The organism is Roseateles sp. (assembly GCF_036404855.1).
Lineage (GTDB): Bacteria > Pseudomonadota > Gammaproteobacteria > Burkholderiales > Burkholderiaceae_C > Pelomonas.
In genome coordinates, this window is record NZ_DASWYS010000055.1 from 1 (window position 1) to 17963 (window position 17963).

The following is a 17963-nucleotide window of genomic DNA, read 5'->3' on the forward strand; positions in this document are numbered from 1 at the left end:
CTAGTCTTGGCCCGTGTTTGTAGACAATATACATTCCTGCTCGACGTGAAACAACAGCACTGACCCGCTTGTTTTCCAATGAAACCCTTATGGATCAATCATTTGGAAAAATTGTCGGGTTTTCCCGATGTAGTCAAACTACACGAGAGGCCGAGGCTGTTCGATACTTCGGCCAGCGCTGCCGCTTGGGTAGCATTCTTGCCCCCGTCGCTGGGGGTCGGCACTGATGAACACCCCAACCCGCCTCAGCTCCGCGCTGCCTGTCCAACGCAAGCTCAAGGCCGCCACCGCGATGAAAAAGCAGCCCGCACTCACCCCTGAAGACCAGGCCCTGCGCGCGGCCTTCGAGGCGGCCTACGCGCGCGAGCTGTCCCAGTCCAGCCACGGCGTCACGCCCCAGGCCGCGCTGCATGCCGCGGCCATCGCCTGCCGCGAGACGCTCGCCCGCCGCTGGGCCGCCACCCAGGCCGCCGACGCGCAACGTGGCGACAAGGCGCCCGTGCGCCGCGTGCACTACCTGTCGATGGAGTTCCTGATGGGCCGCGCGCTTTCCAATGCACTGGCCGCGCTGAAGCTCACGCAGCCGCTGGAGGCGCGGCTGGCAGAGCAGGGCGTGTCGCTGGGCGACGTGCTGGAGCGCGAGCCCGATGCCGCGCTCGGCAACGGCGGCCTGGGACGCCTGGCCGCCTGCTTCTTGGACAGCTTCGCCGAGCTGGCGCTGCCGTCCTTCGGCTACGGCCTGCGCTACCGCTATGGCATGTTCGCCCAGGCCATCCAGCAGGGGCGCCAGATGGAGCAGCCCGACGACTGGATGCGCGACTCGCCCGCCTGGGAGTTGCCGCGCCACGACCTGCGCTACCTGGTGGGCTTCGGCGGCCGTGTCGAGGTGGATGCCTCCGGCGTTCGCCGCTGGCTGCCGGCCGACAGCATCGAGGCCCAGGCCTTCGACTTCATCGTGCCGGCCCACCATGGCGAGCGCGTATCCACGCTGCGCCAGTGGCAGGCCATGGCCGCGCCCATCGAGTTCAAGCCCTTCTGCGATGGCGACCACGTTCGCGCCGCCCGGCACCAGGTGCTGGCCGATGCGCTGAACTGGGTGCTCTACCCCGACGATTCCACCGAGCAGGGGCGCGAGCTGCGCCTCAAGCAGGAGGCGTTCCTCGTCAGCGCCTCGCTGCAGGACCTCATCGCCCGGCATCTGCGCGAATTCGGTTCATTGCACAACCTGGGTCGCACCAACGCCATCCATCTCAACGACACCCATCCGGCGCTGGCGCCCGCCGAGCTGATGCGCCTGCTGCTGGACGAGCATGGCCTGGGCTGGGACGAGGCCTGGAAGATCACGCGCCAGGCGGTGGCCTACACCAACCACACGCTCATGCCCGAGGCACTGGAGAGCTGGCCGGTGCGCATGTTCGAGCACCTGTTGCCGCGCCATCTCGAGATCATCTACGAGATCAACCACCGCTTCCTGGAAACGCTGAAGGTTCGCTTCCCCGACGACCACGGGCTGGCCTCGCGCGTCTCGCTGATCGACGAGGGCAGCCAGGGCCCGCACGGACATGGCGAGCGCCGTGTGCGCATGGCATCGCTGGCGCTGGTGGCGTCCCATCGCGTGAACGGTGTGGCCGCGCTGCATTCGGAGCTGATGGTGCAGACCATCTTCGCCGACTACGCCCGCATCTGGCCGGAGCGCTTCCACAACGTCACCAACGGCGTCACGCCGCGCCGCTGGCTGCAGCAGGCCAACCCGGCGCTGTCCGCGCTGCTGGACGGGCGCATCGGCGATGGCTGGCGCAAGGACCTGGCCGAACTGGCCGAGCTCAAGCCCCTGGCCGCCCACCGCGAGCTGGGCGAGGAGTTCCTGGCCGTCAAGCGGGCCAACAAGGAGCGCCTGGCCGCCGTCATCCGCCGCGAGCTGGGGCTGGCGGTGAATGTCGACAGCCTGTTCGACATCCAGATCAAGCGCATCCACGAGTACAAGCGCCAACTGCTCAACCTGCTGCACGTCATCGCCCGCTACCAGGCCATCCGCGACAAGCCCGATGAGCACTGGGTGCCCCGTACCGTCATCATCGCCGGCAAGGCCGCCTCGGCCTACCAGATGGCCAAGAGCATCGTGCGCCTGGCCCACGACGTGGCCCGCGTCGTCAACAGCGACCCGCGCGTGGGCGACCGGCTGAAGCTGGTGTTCCTGCCCAACTACGGCGTCTCGCTGGCCGAGAGCATCATCCCGGCGGCCGACCTGTCCGAGCAGATCTCCACCGCGGGCACCGAAGCCTCGGGCACCGGCAACATGAAGTTCGGCATGAACGGCGCGCTCACCATCGGCACCTGGGATGGCGCCAACATCGAGATGGCCGAGGCCATGGGCACGGACAACATGTTCGTCTTCGGCCTGCGTGCCGACGCGGTCGCCAAGATCAAGCAACTGGGCTACGACCCGAAGCTGTATGTCGAAGAGAATCGCCAGCTCAAGCGCGTCATCGACGCCATCTCGGCCGGTGTCTTCAGCAATGGGGACACCGAACGCTACCGGCAGCTCGTCGACAGCCTGCTGCACCGCGACGTTTACCTGCTGATGGCTGATTTCGCAGACTATGTCGCCACCCAGTCCAAGGTCGATGCGCTGTTTGCCGACCGCAGTGCCTGGGCTGAGCGTGCGCTGCTCAACATCGCCGGCATGGGCGCGTTCTCGTCCGATCGCACGATCGCCGAGTACGTGGATCGTGTCTGGTCCGTCAAATCGCTGAATTGATGCTGCACGACACCGACCTCGACGCCCTGCTGGCAGGCCGCCATGCCGACCCCTTCTCCCGGCTGGGGCTGCATGTGGACGAGGCGGGGAAGCTTTGGGTGCGCGCGCTGTTGCCCGGCGCGGCGGACGTAGCGCTGGTCGATGCCGGCAGCGGCAAGCACATCGTCGAGCTGGCGCAGCGGCGCGCCGGTTTCTTCGAGGCGCAGGTGCCGCGTCGCAAGCACCGCTTCGACTATCGGCTGTGCGTCCGCTGGCTGGGGGGCGGGGAGGGCGTCTATGCCGATCCCTACGCCTTCTACCCGCAACTGGCCGACGAGGACCTGAAGGCCTTTGCCGAAGGACGCAACTTCCGGCCCTGGCTGAGCCTGGGCGCGCATCTCGTCCGGCACGGCGACGTCAGCGGGGTGCGCTTCGCGACCTGGGCACCCAACGCACGGCGGGTCAGCGTCGTCGGCAGCTTCAACAACTGGGACGGCCGCCGCCACCCGATGCGGTTGCGTCACGCGGCCGGCGTGTGGGAGATCTTCGTGCCGCATGCGGGCGAGGGCGACCTCTACAAGTTCGAGATCGTCAACGGCAATGGCGCGCTGCTGCCGTTGAAGGCCGACCCGTATGCCCGCCGCGCGCAGCTGCGACCGGAAACGGCCAGCATCGTCGCGCCGCTGCCCGAGCCCACGCCGCTGCCGCGCCAGCGTGAACGCGCAAACCAGCGCCATGCCGCCATCAGCGTCTACGAGGTGCATGCCGCCTCCTGGCGCCGCGGCGTGGCGGGCGACTTCCCCACGTGGGACGAACTCGCCGCCCACCTCCCGGCCTACGCGGCCGACATGGGCTTCACGCATGTGCAACTGATGCCGGTCACCGAGCATCCCTTCGACGGTTCGTGGGGCTATCAGACGCTGGGCATGTACGCCCCCAGCGCCCGCTTCGGCCCGCCCGAGGGCTTCGCGCGCTTCGTCAAGGCCTGCCACGACCAGGGCCTGGGCCTGCTGCTGGACTGGGTGCCGGCGCACTTCCCGATGGATGACCACGGTCTGGCCGAGTTCGACGGCACGCGCCTCTATGAGTACGCCGACCCCAAGGAAGGCTTTCATCGCGACTGGAACACGCTGATCTACAACTTCGGCCGCACGGAAGTGCGCGAGTTCCTGGTCGGCAGCGCGCTGTACTGGATCGAGCGCTGGGGCGTGGACGGGCTGCGCGTGGACGCCGTGGCCAGCATGCTCTACCGCGACTATTCGCGGCCCGAGGGGCAGTGGATCCCCAACCTCCGCGGCGGCCGCGAGAACCTCGAGGCCATCTCCATGCTGCGCGAGATGAACGAGCATGTCGGCGAGATCGAAGGTGCGATCACCGTGGCCGAGGAAAGCACCAGCTTCCCCGGCGTCTCGGCGCCCACCTACGCCGGCGGCCTGGGCTTTCACTACAAGTGGAACATGGGCTGGATGAACGACACCTTGCGCTACATGGCGGAGGATCCGATCAATCGCCGCTGGCATCACGACAAGATGACCTTCGGACTGATCTACGCGTTCAGCGAGAACTTCATGCTACCCATCTCGCATGATGAGGTGGTGCACGGCAAGGGCTCCATGCTCAGCAAGATGCCGGGCGACGACTGGCAGAAGTTCGCCAACCTGCGCGCCTACTACGGCTTCATGTGGGGTCACCCCGGCAAGAAGCTGCTCTTCATGGGCCAGGAGTTCGCCCAGCGCCAGGAGTGGAGCCATGCCGAGGCGCTGCCCTGGGGGCTGCTGGAGGACGACCGCCATGCGGGCGTGCAGCGGCTGGTGCGCGACCTCAACAAGGTCTACCGGGAGCACTCGGCGCTGCACCGGCTGGACTGCGAGAGCGGCGGCTTCGAGTGGATCAGCTCGCACGACGCCGAGCACTCCATCTACGCCTGGGTGCGCCGCGACGGCACGGGCCGCATGGTGCTGGTGGTCTGCAACATGACCCCGGTGCCGCGCGAGGGCTACTCGCTGGGCGTGCCGGACGGCGTCACGGCCTGGCGCGAGGCGCTGAACACCGATTCGGCCTACTACGGTGGCAGCAACATGGGCAACGGCGTTGCGGCCGCGGGGCTGCCGGTGCAGGCGCAGCCGGCCCACGGCCGGCGCCTGTCCATCACCATCAACCTGCCGCCGCTGGCCACGCTGTTCTTCGTGCCGATCTGAATGGGCCACCTGCCTGACCTGCAACCCGGCTGGCACGAGCCGCTGGGGGCGCTCGCCCGCGACGGCGGCGTCAACTTCGCAGTGGCTAGCGAGCACGCGACGCGCATCGAGCTGTGCGTGTTCGACGCCGAAGGCCAGCGCGAGCTGCGCCGCTACGCGCTGGACGGCCCGTTCGACGGCGTCTTCCACGGCTTCCTGCCCGGCGTCGGCCCGGGTCTGGTTTACGGCCTGCGCGCTCACGGCCCCTATGCGCCGGAGCGGGGGCATCGCTTCAACCCGCACAAGCTGCTGCTGGACCCGTGGGCCCGTGAGATCGTCGGCCACTTCGCCTGGCGCGCCGAGCACCACGGCTACGAGCTGGGCCACCCGGACGGCCCGCGCTCGCTCGACACGCGTGACAACGCGACGCAGGCGCTCAAGGCCCGAGTGGCCCCCAACCTGGCGCCGTCGCCTGCGTTGCGCGCCCACCGGCCGCGGCGGGCGGCCAGCGACGTGGTGCTGTACGAGGTTCACGTCAAGGGTTTTTCGCAGCAACTGCCCGGCGTGCCCGAGGACTTGCGCGGCACCTATGCCGGCCTGGCCCATCCCACGTCCATCGCCCATTTCCGGCGCCTGGGCGTGACGACGCTGTCGCTGCTGCCGGTGCAGTACTGCATCGCCGAGCCGCACCTTGCCGAGCGCGGGCTGCACAACTACTGGGGCTACAACACGCTGGGCTTCTTCTGCCCGGACCCGCGCTGGGCGCAGGCCTCGCAGCGCCACGACCCGACGGCCGTCGCCGCCGAGTTCCGCCGCATGGTGGACGCTCTGCACGAGGCCGGGCTGGAGGTGGTGATGGACGTGGTCTACAACCACACGCCGGAGGGCAACGAGTTCGGCCCGACGCTGTCCTTGCGTGGCCTGGACAACGCGACCTGGTACCGACTGGTGGCCGAGGACCGCAGCCGCAACGAGAACCTGACCGGCTGCGGCAACACCGTGAACTGCGCCCACCCGCGCGTGACGCAGTTCGTGCTGGATTCGCTGCGGTACTGGGTGGCGGAGATGGGCGTGGACGGCTTCCGCTTCGACCTCGCGCCGGTGCTGGGCCGCACCCATCAGGGCTACGACCCCAATGCAGCCTTCTTCACCGCACTGCGGCAGGACCCGGTGCTGGCCGGCGTGCATCTCATCGCCGAACCCTGGGACGCCGCCTACGACGGCTACCAGCTCGGCCGCTTCCCCGGCCGCTTCCTGGAGTGGAACGACAAGTTCCGCGACGCGGTGCGCGGCTACTGGCTGGGGGTTGGACCCGGCGTCGGCCGCGGCGAGCTGGCGCGGCGCTTCATGGGGTCCAGCGACGTCTTCCACCACGGTCAGCGCCTGCCCACGGCCTCGATCAATTTCGTCGCCGTGCACGATGGCTTCACGCTGGCCGACCTGACCAGCTATTCCACCAAGCACAACCACGCCAATGGCGAGGACAACCGCGACGGCCGCGATGGCGAGCTGTGCGCGAACTTCGGCGCGGAAGGTCCGACCGGGGATGCCGCCATCAACGCGACTCGCGAGCGCGTGCGCCGCGCACTGCTGGCAACGCTGCTGCTGGCCCAGGGCACGCCCATGCTGTGCGCCGGCGACGAGATCGCCAACAGCCAGGGCGGCAACAACAACGCATATTGCCAGGACAACCCCACCACCTGGCTGAATTGGACCGAGGCCGACGGCCGCATGACGGAGCTGGTCGCGCAGGCGCTGGCCCTGCGTGCAGCCGAGCCGCTGCTGCGCCACCCGCGCTGGTTCGCCAGTGGGCCGTCGCAGGCCAGCGTCGCCTGGTATGCCCCCAGTGGCCACGAGATGGGCCCCCACGACTGGCACGACGCCGGTCAGCGCGCGTTCGGCGCCCAGCTGCGCGAGGCCGACGCGCCCCGGCCGCGGCTGATGATCGTCTTCAACCCCGACCCGGCAGCGCTGCCCTTCCTGCTCTGCAACGGCCCCTGGCGGCTGGTGCTGGACAGCAGCGGCGAATCCGGCGCGCCCCTCCTTCTTCCCGGCCAGCCGCTCAACGTGCCGGCCCGCTCCCTTCTCGTCCTTCGGCACGCACCGACATGAACCTGAACCAACGCTCCTCCGGTGTGCTGCTGCACATCACCTCGCTGCCCGGCCCGCACGGCATGGGCGACTTCGGCCCGGACGCTTTCCGTTTCGTCGACTGGCTGCAGGCCGCCGGCCAGCGCGTCTGGCAGCTGCTCCCGACCACGCCCATCGGCCCTGGCGACAGTCCCTACCAGGGTGTGTCGGCGTTTGCGGGCAGCCCCTGGATGGTGGCGCTGGAGCCGCTGATCGCCAAAGGCTGGCTGGCGGCGCCGGACGTGCCGCAGTTCAATGGCGAGCAGGTTGACTACGGCTGCGTCACGCCCTGGCGCGAGCAGCAACTCCGCGCCGCCGCCGCCGGTTTCCTCGCCAGCGCCAGTGCGCAGGACCGCCAGGTCTTGGCCGCCTGGTGCGAGTCCCAGCGGGACTGGCTGGACGACTACGCCCTCTTCATGGCCATCCGCTCGCCGCTGAACGGCCAGCCGTGGTGGACCTGGGCCGACGGCCTCAAGCGGCGCGAGCCCGAGGCCCTGGCCGAAGCGCGCCAGGCCTACGCGGACGAGATCGCCTTCTGGCAGTTCGTGCAGTGGCAGTTCGATGTGCAGGCCGGCGCGCTGAAGGCCTACGCCAATGCGCGCGGCGTGAACCTCATGGGCGACTTGCCCATCTTTGTCGCCCATGACAGCGCCGACTGCTGGTCGCGCCCCGACCTGTACGCGCTGGACGAGGATTTCCAGACCACCGTGGTCGCGGGCGTCCCGCCCGACGACCTCGGCCCGCTGGGTCAGCGCTGGGGCAATCCGCTCTATCGCTGGGACCGGATGGCCGAGGAAAACTATGCCTGGTGGACGGCCCGGATCCGCCGCGCGCTGAGCCAGGCGGACGTCTTTCGCATCGACCACTTCCGCGGCTTTGCCGGCTATTACGAGATTCCCGGTGACAGCCCCGACGCCACGCGCGGCCGCTGGGTCACCGGCCCGGGCATGGCCTTGTTCGACGCCATCAGGTCGGCCTTGGGTGAGCTGCCCATCGTGGCCGAGGATCTGGGCTTCATTACCGACGACGTGCATGCGCTGCGCGACGGCTGTGGCTTCCCCGGCATGAAGATCCTGCAGTTCGCCTTCGGCGCCGAAGCCGACCACGAGTTCCTGCCCCACATGTGGCCCAGGGCCTCGGTGGCCTACACCGGCACGCATGACAACGACACGGTGCGCGGCTGGTGGGACCAGGCCAAGCCGCGCGAGCGCGCCTTTGCCGGCTCCTACCTCGCCTGTGGCGAGCACGACGTGCACTGGGCCATGATCCGCGCCTGTGCCAACTCGGTGGCCAACACGGCCATCTATCCCCTGCAGGACGTGTTGGGCCTGGGCAGTGCCCACCGCATGAACATCCCCGGCGTGCTGGGCGGCAACTGGGGCTGGCGCTTCCGCTGGGACTGGCTGGGCAGCGAACCCACGCGCGTGCTGGGGCTGATAACGGCAGCGGCGGGGCGGGGGCCTTTCGGGTTGCTGAAGCTGCCGGGCTGACCGGTCGGCGCGACGGCCTTGGGGGCGGCGAGAACGGGATCGCCCACGCGGCCTTGCCGGTCTCATTCACCGCACGCGGCGCAGACAATGCCAGAGGGCATTTGACACCACGCCGCCCGCCATGAAGCGAGGGGCTGGCGTCTGCCAGGTCGGCGCCGCCATCAACGGCTTTGGTCAATCGGTCGGCCAGGTCGAGCGGCTTTGCCTGCCGCTCCAGGTGTTCCCGTCGGTGTCGCAGTGCGGGTCAACGACGCCGGCGGGCGCACCGCGCGGCGGACGCCGTCAACGTCAGGCACGTGCTTGAAGCGCAGGACGCGGTAGCCGGCTCGCTCCAGCAGCTGGTCGCGCCGGCCATCATGCTCCTCGCGGCTCTTGTGGCTGTTGTCGTCGAGCTCGATGACGGCCAGCACTTCGAACGCCTTGGTGGCCACGACGAAGTCGGCCACCTTGCGGTTGAAGGTGGAGCGCGTGGGCAGGTCCTTGGCGGTGAGCAGGGCCGAGAATGCGACCTGGCTCAGCACGACGTCGTCCGGGAACGCCTGCTGCAGTCGGAAGAACATCGGTTGCTCGCGCTCGGTCAGCAGCTTCTTCTGGCGGACGTTGCCCGTGGCGCGGCGGCGTCCCCCCTTGAGCACCGCGGCCGCGATTGACACGGCGACGGCAAGCAGCACTATTAGCAGCAGTTCTTTGGTCATGGCTCTCCACGGGGCGCGCCGTGTCCACCGACGGCGGCGTCAGATTGTGGGGGCGGGATTCGCTGCAAGCGACGGGCGCCGCGGGGCCATCGGTGGCGTACTTGGCGTCAGCCGGCCCATTGGCGACGCCGCAAGCAGAACAGTCCTACAGGTGAAAGTCGCCTGCGGCTTCCGGCTGGTAGAGCAGCTTGCCGATCTGGACACGGCAGGTCCGGTCGGGCACGCGCCAGTCGATGACGTCACCCTCACGGTAGCCCAGGATGGCGGTGCCGATGGGCGAACAGATCGACAGCCTGGATCTACTGCCGTCCGCGTCCTGCGGATACACCAGCGTCACCTCGAGGTCCTCGTCGTCCAGCCGCAGCCTGGCCCGCGAATTCATCGTGACCACATCGCGCGCCACCTGCTGCGGGGCGACCACGACGGCGCGCTCGACCTCGTGCGCCAGGTCGGCATGGTCGGGCTCGCGGGCGATGAGGCTGCGCAGCCGGATCCGGTCGATCTCGGTGATGTAGATGGTGGCCGGGTCCGTCGCCGGGTCCTCGCGCAACAGCGCAAGGCAGTGCTCCCGCATGGCGGCGAACGTTCTCAGCGTGGGGGTCTCGCTGGCGAGCTGGAAGCCGCAGCGCTGGAAGGTCTTCAGCGAACGCGTGTTGTCAGCGTGGATCTTGGCGATGAGCTTCTCGGCCCCCATGTCGAAGAAGGCCAGCTTCATGGCCTCGCGGAGCGTACTGGTGCCGAGGTGTCGGCCCCAGTTGGTGCGGTCGCCGATGACGAGGACCATCTCGCAGACCGGCCCGGTCTTGATCAGGCGGACGAAACCCACGGGCACGTCATGCTGGTCGCAGGCCATGAAGAACCGGCCGCCCTGGTTGAACAGATGCGTCAGGATGGGCAACTGGACCCGGCCCACGAGTTGCTCGATGAAGCGCGAGACGTGGCGCGAATCGCTCAGGTAGCGGGTGACGTCCTCGTCCTCCAGCCAGTCCATCAGCGTGAAGGCGTGGTCGCGGGTGATCTCGGGGCACAGCGATATGAAAGGCTTGTTCATCTTCACCACAAGGGTTGCAAGAATGAAAGCCTTTCATGGCCACGACGGCGACGACGGTTCTTTCGGGAGAGCCCCGATTGTAGGCGGTGTGCCCCGTCAGCGCCCGATCTCCAGGATCAGCGGCCTGCGCGCCGGCGCGGTCAGGTGTTCGCCCAGGGTCCGTTGTTCGCCACTGAGCACGTCCCGTGCCCGCGCGCCGACGGCCACGCGTTCCGGGAAGCGGGCGATGGACACGGCCACCGGCTTGTCGGTCTTGTTCAGTACCACCATGATGGTGCGGCCTGCGTCGTAGCGGAAGAACACGTAGACACCGTCCACTGGCGCGTACTGCATCAGCGCGCCATCGTGGATGAGGCGCTCGCCCTTGCGCCAGTTGAACAGGCGGCGTACCCAGTCCTGCATGTCGCGCTGTTCGGCGGTCAGGCCCGCGCCGGTGAAGGCGCTGACGGTGTCGCCGGGCCAGCCGCCCGGCATATCGCCGCGCACCTTGCCGTCATCGCGCTCCACCGGGCTCTCCATCAGGATCTCGCTGCCGTAGAACAGCTGCGGGATGCGGCGCGTCGTCGCGATGTAGGCCAGTGCCAGTTGGGTCAGGCCCACGTCCCGCTTGAGCAGCGAGAACAGCCGCGGCGTGTCGTGGTTGCCGTCGAACAGGACCAGGTTGGCCGGGTCGGGGTAGACGAAGTCGTGCGCGAGGCCTTCGTGCAGTCGCGTCAGTCCCGTGAACGCGCCGTCGCCTTCAGTCAGTGCGGCCAGCAGTCCCGAGTTCATCGGGAAGTCCATCATGCTGGGCGTGGACGAGACGTAGCCGTCGTGGTTGCGCTTGCCCCGCTGCCAGTAGGCGACGACGGCCGGATGTGGGCTCCATTCCTCGCCGACGATGTTGAGGTGCGGGTACTCCTGCATCACGCGGGCCGACCAGCGGCTCAGGAAGTCGCGGTCGGAGTAGGAGTAGGTGTCGGTGCGCAGGCCCGACAGGCCGTAGCGCTCGATCCACCACAGCGTCATCTGTGTCAGATAGGTCGCCAGTTCCGGGCGGCGCTGGTTCAGGTCGGGCATGCCGGGCACGAACCAGCCGTCGGTGAAGCGCAGGCGGTCGCTGGGGGCCGCGTAGGGATCCTGCAGCGTCATGCGCGCGTGGTGGGTCTCCGTGTAGCCCTGTGGCCACTGGTTGACCCAGTCCGGCGCGGGTAGGTCGGCCATCCAGTGATGGCCGCTGCCGATGTGGTTGAGCACGATGTCCTGGATGACGCCCACGCCCCGGGCCCGGGCCTCGGCCACGAAGGCGCCGAAGTCGTCGTTCGTGCCGAAACGCGGGTCGATCTTGTAGAAGTCCGTCGCCGCGTAGCCGTGGTAGCTGTACTTCTCGCTGTCGTTCGCGATCAGCGGCGTGGGCCAGACCTGCGTGAAGCCCAGGCCGGCGATGTAGTCCAGGTGGCGGCGCATGCCGGCCAGGTCGCCGCCGTGGCGGCCGTTGGGGTCTTGGCGGTCGACGCCTTCCTTCATGCCGGCGCGGCCGAGGTCGCCGCCCTTCGCGAAGCGGTCCGGCACGACCAGGTAGATCGCGTCCCGGGGACCGAAGCCCTGGCGTTCGGCCGAACCCGGGGCACGGGCCAGCAGCGGGTAGCGCAGCGTCTGGCCGCCCACGGTCAGCGTCAGCTCGCCCGGCCGGGTGCCGGGCGCGACGTCGAGGTCCACGAACAGATAGTTGGGGCTGGTCGCGCGATGGCTGGTCTTCAGCGTGACGCCGGGATAGGGCGCCAGCTGGGGCTTCGCATCGGCGATGCCGGCGCCGTGGATCATCAGCTGCAGGGTGCTGTCGCGCATGCCGACCCACCAGTTGGGCGGTTCGATGCGGTGGGAAGCGGGGCGGGTCTCGGCGGCCATCGTGGGCAGGGTCATCAGCAGGACAGTGGCAAGGGTGATCAGGGTCTTCATCGCGTGGCCAGTCGGTAGACGCGCAGGGATAGCGGCGGCAGCGTCGTGCGGCCGTGCGTGGCGCGGGTGTTCTTCGGATGGAGTGTTTGCGCGCCGGCCGGCACGTCGATGGCGGCAGGCGCGTCGCCGTAGTTGATGGCGATGAGCACGCGCTCGTCCCCGTGCACGCGCTCGAAGCGCCACACCTGGCCCTCGACGTGGTCGGCCTCGTAGCGACCCAGCGTCAGCGCGGGCGAGGCTCGTCGCAGCGCGATCAGCTCGCGGTAGAAATTGAACAGCGAGCCCGGTTCGCGCTGCTGGCTCTCGGCGTTGTGGCGGCTGCGGTTCAGCGACAGCGGGCGAAAGGGTGCGGGGCCCGTCGAGAAGCCGCCCGGCCCCTGGTTGCTGGGCGTCCAGCTCATCGGCGAGCGCAGCGGCGCATCATCCCTGGGGTCCTTGCCATCGATGCCGGCCTGGCCGATCTCCTCGCCGTAGTAGACGAAGGGCGTGCCGGGCAGCAGCAGGTAGCTGGCCGCCGCGAGCCGGTAGCGGGCCTCGTCGCCGTGCAACTGGTCCCACACGCGCTGGCCGGTGAAGATGTCGTGGTTGTGCAGGAAGGTCGCCATCGTGGGCGACATGCTCCGGTAGTAGCCGGCCACGCGCTGCACCGCTTCGGCGTCGCCCTTGGCGGCCTTCATCAGCTCATAGTTCTGGTTGAACGCGAAGGCGCCTCCGCACAGGTCGGGGTTGCCATAGGCGATGGGTTCGGCCGTGGCTTCGCAGACCACGTAGCGGCCGGGGTAGCTCTTGATGAGGTCCTGGAAGTGCTTGGTCAGCGCGCGGCTCTCAGGCTGGTCGTTCCAGTCCTTGGCACTGTTCTCGATGAGGTGGGGCACGGCGTCCAGCCGGTAGCCGTCGAGGCCGCGGTTCAGCCAGAAGCGCAGCGAGTCTTCGTGGTACTGCACGACGGCGGGGTTGCGCAGGTTGAAGTCGGGCATGTGCGGCCCGAAGGTGCCGAAGAAGATGTCCGGTGCGCCGGGGGTGATGGGCGGCAGGTCCTTCCACTCGCCCGTCCATGTCCACGGCTTCTGCGCCGCGTCATACCAGGGGTATTTGCCCCAGATGTCCCAGCCAGGGCCGGGCTCGGGGTTCCAGACGAACCAGCTGCGCCAGGGGCTGGTGCGGTCAGTCACGGCGTGCTGGAAGGGTGGGAACTGCCAGGACGCGTGGTTGATGACGTAGTCCATGACGATGGCGATGCCGCGCCGGTGCGCCTCGCGCACCAGCTCATCGAAATCGGCCAGCGTGCCGTATTGCGGCTCGATGCCGCGGTAGTCGGTCGTCGCGTAGCCGTGATCGTGGTCGGAGCTGGCTGTGATGGGCATCAGCCACAGGCCGCTGATGCCGAGCTTTTGCAGGTAGTCCAGGCGCCGGGTCAGGCCACGCAGGTCGCCGATGCCGTCGCCGTCGCTGTCCTGGTAGCCGCGCACGAAGATCTCCATGAACACGCCGTGCTGCCAGTGCGCGGGCAGGGTGCTCGCCCGGGGCTGGGCGGGCACCGGGCGGATGTCGATCTGCGCCTGCGCCTGCGCCTGCACGAGGCCGGCAGCAAGGAGGGCGAGGGCGGGCAGCAGGGGCTTGGGCATGGCGTGCAGTGTCCGAAAACTTGCTTTAGCGTCGACTATGTAATCAAACTACTTTGTAGTTCTCGTCGGAGCATAGCGACTTTCCTTGTGGATTTGACTTGGTGATTTCTATGAATGTAGTTTTGCTACTATCCAAGAACAACAACGGAGACCTTCATGCCCCCACGTCCCCTGCTGCCGGTGCTGTTAGGTTTGGCGCTGACCGCCAACGTGGCGTTCGGGGCCGACCTCGATGACTGCAATGCCGAGGTGCCCGCACCCGCCGCCGCCGTGAGGCCGGCCGCCGAGGCCTACTGGCTGGACGGGCGTCATCTGCAGTGGCCGGGATTGAAGCTGCAGCCGGGCGAGCGCGTGCGCCTGCACCATGCCGCGGCGGCCGGCCTGCGCGCGCTCCCGGGCGAGCAGGTTACGGGTGGCGATGGCGCCGTGGCGCTGCAGCCCAGCGCGGCGCCGTTGCCGGCGCGCCTGCGTTTCATCGGCGAGGGGGCACGCCTGGCGGTCGCGGAGGGCGTGCCGGTCGCCACCCTGCTGCGCGGGCAGTTGCTGCTCGTGCACGAGGCGGCGGATGGTCGCGTGATCGCGTCGACCGGCGTGCAGATCGCCGGGGCGCTGGATGACCTCTACGCCGCTGCCGAGCGGGTGGGCGACCTGGGCGCCCATCCGGCGCGGGCCGGCACCCGATTCGCCGTCTGGGCGCCGACGGCCAGCCGCGTCCTGCTGTGCCGCCACGCGGGGGGCGACGCCCCGGCCGTCGCTGCCGAGGCCATGCACTTCGATGCGGCCACGGGCGTCTGGCGCGCCGAGCTGAAGGGCGACCTCAGCGGCCAGGCCTACCGCTACCTGGTCGACGTGGTCACGCCCACCCATGGCCGGGTGCGCAACCTCGTCACCGATCCGTATGCCGTCATGCTGACGACCGACTCCCGGCTCAGTGTCGTGGCCGACCTGGCCTCGCCGGCGCTGAAGCCGCGCGGCTGGGATGCGGCGCCGCGGCCGCCACGCATGAAGAGCGCGACCGACCAGGTCATCTACGAGCTGCACGTGCGCGACTTCTCCATCAGCGACGCGAGCGTGCGCCCGGACTGGCGCGGCAAATATCTGGCCTTCACCGAGACCGGGTCACTGGGCATGCGGCATCTGAAGGCCCTCGCCAGGGCGGGCCTCACCGACGTGCACCTGCTGCCGGTCTTCGACCTCGCCAGCGTGCCCGAGCGGGGCTGCAAGACGCCCACGGTGCCGGACGCACCGGCCGACAGCGAGGCCCAGCAGGCCGCCGTCATGGCCCTGGCGGCCGAAGACTGCTTCAACTGGGGCTACGACCCCTGGCACTTCAACACGCCCGAGGGCAGCTACGCGACCGACCCGCTGCAGCGCGTCGTCGAGTTCCGCCAGATGGTGATGGCCCTGCACCGGGCCGGGCTGCGTGTGGGCATGGACATGGTCTACAACCACATGGCCGCCGCCGGTCAGGCCCGCAAGTCGGTGCTGGACCGCCTCGTGCCGGGCTATTACCACCGCCTCGACGCCCGCGGCGAGGTGGAGCGCTCGACCTGCTGCGACAACACCGCCACCGAGCACCGCATGATGGCCAAGCTGATGATCGATTCGGCGGCCCTGTGGGTGCGCGAGTACCGCATCGACTCCATGCGCTTCGACCTGATGGGCCACCAGCCCCGCGAGGCGATGGAGCGGCTGCAGGCCCGCGTCGACGCCGAGGCCGGCCGGCCCGTCCAGCTGCTGGGCGAGGGCTGGAACTTCGGCGAGGTGGCCCACGGCGCACGTTTTCTGCAGGCTTCGCAGCTGAGCCTGAACGGCAGCGGCATCGCCAGTTTCAGTGACCGGGCCCGCGATGCGGCCCGCGGTGGCTCGGCGGGCGAGGGCGGAGACGACAGCGTGCGCCGCCAGGGGTGGCTCAACGGCCTCGTCTATGCGCCCAACGCCCTGGCCGCGGCGCGAGCCGAGGACCTGCTGGCGGCAGCCGACATGATCCGCGTGGGCCTGGCCGGCTCGCTGCGCGGCTTCGAGCTGACGACCTGGCGCGGCGAGAGGAAACGCCTCGATGCCATCCCCTATGGCGACCAGCCTGCGGGCTTTGTGTCGGAGCCGGGAGAGGTCGTCAACTACGTTGAAAACCACGACAACCAGACGCTGTTCGACGTCAACGTGCTCAAGCTGCCGCTGGGAACGTCGCGCGAGGACCGCGCTCGCGTGCAGATGCTGGGCGCCGCATTGGTCGCCTTCAGCCAGGGCGTGGCGTATTTCCATGCCGGCCAGGACCTCCTGCGCAGCAAGAGCATGGACCGCAACAGCTACGACAGCGGCGACTGGTTCAACCGGCTGGACTGGAGCTACCAGACCAACCACTTCGGCACCGGCCTGCCGCCCCGGCAGGACAATCAGGGGCGTGACGGCCGCGACTGGGCGCTGGCCCGCGAGCGCCTGGCCGACCCGTCCATCGCGCCCGGCCCCGCCGAGATCGCCTGGGCGCGCGACGTCTTCCGCGACCTCCTCAGGATCCGCGCCGGCACGCCGCTGCTGCGCCTGCCGAGCGCGGCCGAGATCCGCAAGCGTGTCAGCTTCCCCGGCAGCGGCGCCGCCCAGAACCCGGTGCTGATCGCCACGCGCATCGATGGGCGGGGCTTGGGTGGGTTCCGGGCGTTGCTGACCTTCATCAACGTCGCGCCGACGGCGCAGGCGCTGGCGCTGCCCGACGAGGCCGGCGCGCGCTGGGTGCTGCATCCCGTACAGCGCCAGGGCGCCGATGCGCGCGTGCGCGACGGGGCGCGGTTCGAGGCCGGCCGCTTCGAGGTGCCGGCCCGAAGCGCGGCGGTTTTCGTGCTGGAGTGATCCCCCGAAAAGGCGGACGCGTGACTGAAGACAGGAGGCCGGGGCAGGACTAAGCTTGTGACAGGAGACTGCCATGAGAAACATCCATGTCCTGGTCACTGCACTGGCGCTTCTGGGTGGGGGAGCCGGCCTGACAGGCTGCGCTGTCGAGCCCAAGGAGGTGCCCAGCACCGATGTCTTCGTCGACACCGCCTTCCGTCCGCCCAGCGTCCACATCGATCCGCAAGAGGCGCTGGCGATGAGTCCGGCCATGCTGCGCTTTGCCGAGACGGAGATGGCCAAGGAGATCCGCCACAAGGGCCAGCGCGATGGCCTCATCGACGCGCTCTACACCCGCGGGCGGCTGCAGCTCGACTACGACGCGGAGACCACCCGCACGGCCGCCGAGGCCTTCGACGCCAAGCGCGGCAACTGCATGTCGCTGGTGCTGATGACGGCGGCCTTCGCGCGCCACCTGGGCATGCCGGTGCGCTTCAACAGCGTCTATCTGGAAGAGAGCTGGACACGCGCCAACGGCATCTTCTTCGTTGCCGGCCACGTCAACATCAGCCTCGCGCGGCAGCTGACTGCGCCGTCCCTTTTCGTCTACGGTGATCCGGAGCTGCTGACCATCGACTTCCTGCCCCCGGAGCAGATGCGTCACAACCGCAGCCGTGCGGTCGAGGAGTCCACCATCCTCGCGATGTTCCTCAACAACAAGGCGGCCGAGGCGCTGACGGTAGGCCAGATCGATGACGCCTACTGGTGGGCTCGCGCGGCCATCATGACCGACTCGCGCTGGCTGGCGGCCTACAACACGCTGGCAGTGCTCTACCGCCGCAAGGGTCTGCTCGATCGCGCCGAATCCACGCTGCGACTGGTGCTGCAGCGCGAGCCGGCCAACACCCAGGCCATGTCCAACCTGGTCCTCGTGCTGAGCGACACCGGCCGCCGCGAGGAAGCCCAGGTCTACGCCAACCAGCTCGCCCAGCTCCAGCCCGTGGCGCCCTACAAGTTTTTTGACGAGGGCGTGGCGGCCATGCGAGCCGGCGAGTTCGCCGCGGCCCGCCAGCTGTTCCGCAAGGAAGTGGCGCGCGCGGCCTACGTGCCCGAGTTCCATTTCTGGTTGGGCCTGGCCAATTACGGCATGGGCGACCTGGCCGGCGCCCGCGGCGAGATTGCCAAGGCGATGGAGAACAGCGCGACGGTCAAGGACCGCCAGCTCTACGGTGCCAAGCTGGCCTGGCTCAACGACATGCGCGAACAGCAGCGCCAACGCACGCCGTTGCGCAGT

At 68.9% G+C, this 17963-nt stretch carries 10 protein-coding genes; 6 read left to right on the forward strand and 4 right to left on the reverse strand.

Annotated elements, in window-relative coordinates:
• Positions 1 to 226: 226 nt before the first annotated feature.
• Genes VGF12_RS03935 through malQ form a run of 4 tightly spaced genes read left to right on the forward strand, consistent with a single transcriptional unit; the run spans position 227 to position 8534 of the window.
• Positions 227 to 2758 (forward strand): glycogen/starch/alpha-glucan phosphorylase, encoded by a 2532-nt coding sequence (locus tag VGF12_RS03935; protein ID WP_331174741.1) that lies wholly within the window; start codon positions 227 to 229, stop codon positions 2756 to 2758.
• Entirely contained in the window at positions 2758 to 4935 is a 2178-nt protein-coding gene (gene glgB / locus VGF12_RS03940) for a 1,4-alpha-glucan branching protein GlgB (RefSeq protein WP_331174742.1), read from the forward strand. The genes VGF12_RS03935 and glgB overlap by 1 nt, the downstream gene beginning before the upstream one ends.
• Entirely contained in the window at positions 4936 to 7026 is a 2091-nt protein-coding gene (gene glgX / locus VGF12_RS03945) for a glycogen debranching protein GlgX (RefSeq protein ID WP_331174743.1), read from the forward strand.
• Positions 7023 to 8534, forward strand: coding sequence for a 4-alpha-glucanotransferase (malQ, locus tag VGF12_RS03950; RefSeq protein ID WP_331174744.1), 1512 nt, complete (start codon positions 7023 to 7025; stop codon positions 8532 to 8534). The genes glgX and malQ overlap by 4 nt, the downstream gene beginning before the upstream one ends.
• Positions 8535 to 8695: 161 nt before the next feature.
• On the opposite strand, the gene VGF12_RS03955 is transcribed toward malQ, so the two are convergent.
• From VGF12_RS03955 to VGF12_RS03970, 4 genes are all read right to left on the reverse strand, one after another.
• On the reverse strand, positions 8696 to 9229 hold the full coding sequence (locus VGF12_RS03955; protein ID WP_331174745.1) for a DUF2726 domain-containing protein: 534 nt from the start codon (positions 9227 to 9229) through the stop codon (positions 8696 to 8698).
• A 145-nt stretch (positions 9230 to 9374) separates the two neighbouring features.
• Positions 9375 to 10280, reverse strand: a complete 906-nt coding sequence (locus VGF12_RS03960; RefSeq protein ID WP_331174746.1) for a bifunctional GNAT family N-acetyltransferase/nucleoside diphosphate kinase regulator — start codon at positions 10278 to 10280, stop codon at positions 9375 to 9377.
• 96 nt (positions 10281 to 10376) lie between these two features.
• Positions 10377 to 12218 (reverse strand): glycoside hydrolase family 13 protein, encoded by a 1842-nt coding sequence (locus tag VGF12_RS03965; protein ID WP_331174747.1) that lies wholly within the window; start codon positions 12216 to 12218, stop codon positions 10377 to 10379.
• Positions 12215 to 13843, reverse strand: a complete 1629-nt coding sequence (locus VGF12_RS03970) for an alpha-amylase family glycosyl hydrolase (protein WP_331174748.1) — start codon at positions 13841 to 13843, stop codon at positions 12215 to 12217. The genes VGF12_RS03965 and VGF12_RS03970 overlap by 4 nt, the downstream gene beginning before the upstream one ends.
• A gap of 156 nt (positions 13844 to 13999) precedes the next feature.
• Between VGF12_RS03970 and VGF12_RS03975 the strand changes: the two genes are divergently transcribed.
• Both VGF12_RS03975 and VGF12_RS03980 read left to right on the forward strand, forming a co-directional pair.
• A complete protein-coding gene (locus VGF12_RS03975; protein WP_331174749.1) occupies positions 14000 to 16690 on the forward strand; it encodes an alpha-1,6-glucosidase domain-containing protein in 2691 nt (896 codons plus the stop codon).
• A 73-nt stretch (positions 16691 to 16763) separates the two neighbouring features.
• On the forward strand, positions 16764 to 17963 hold a 1200-nt coding region (locus VGF12_RS03980; protein ID WP_331174750.1), incomplete at its 3' end, for a transglutaminase domain-containing protein.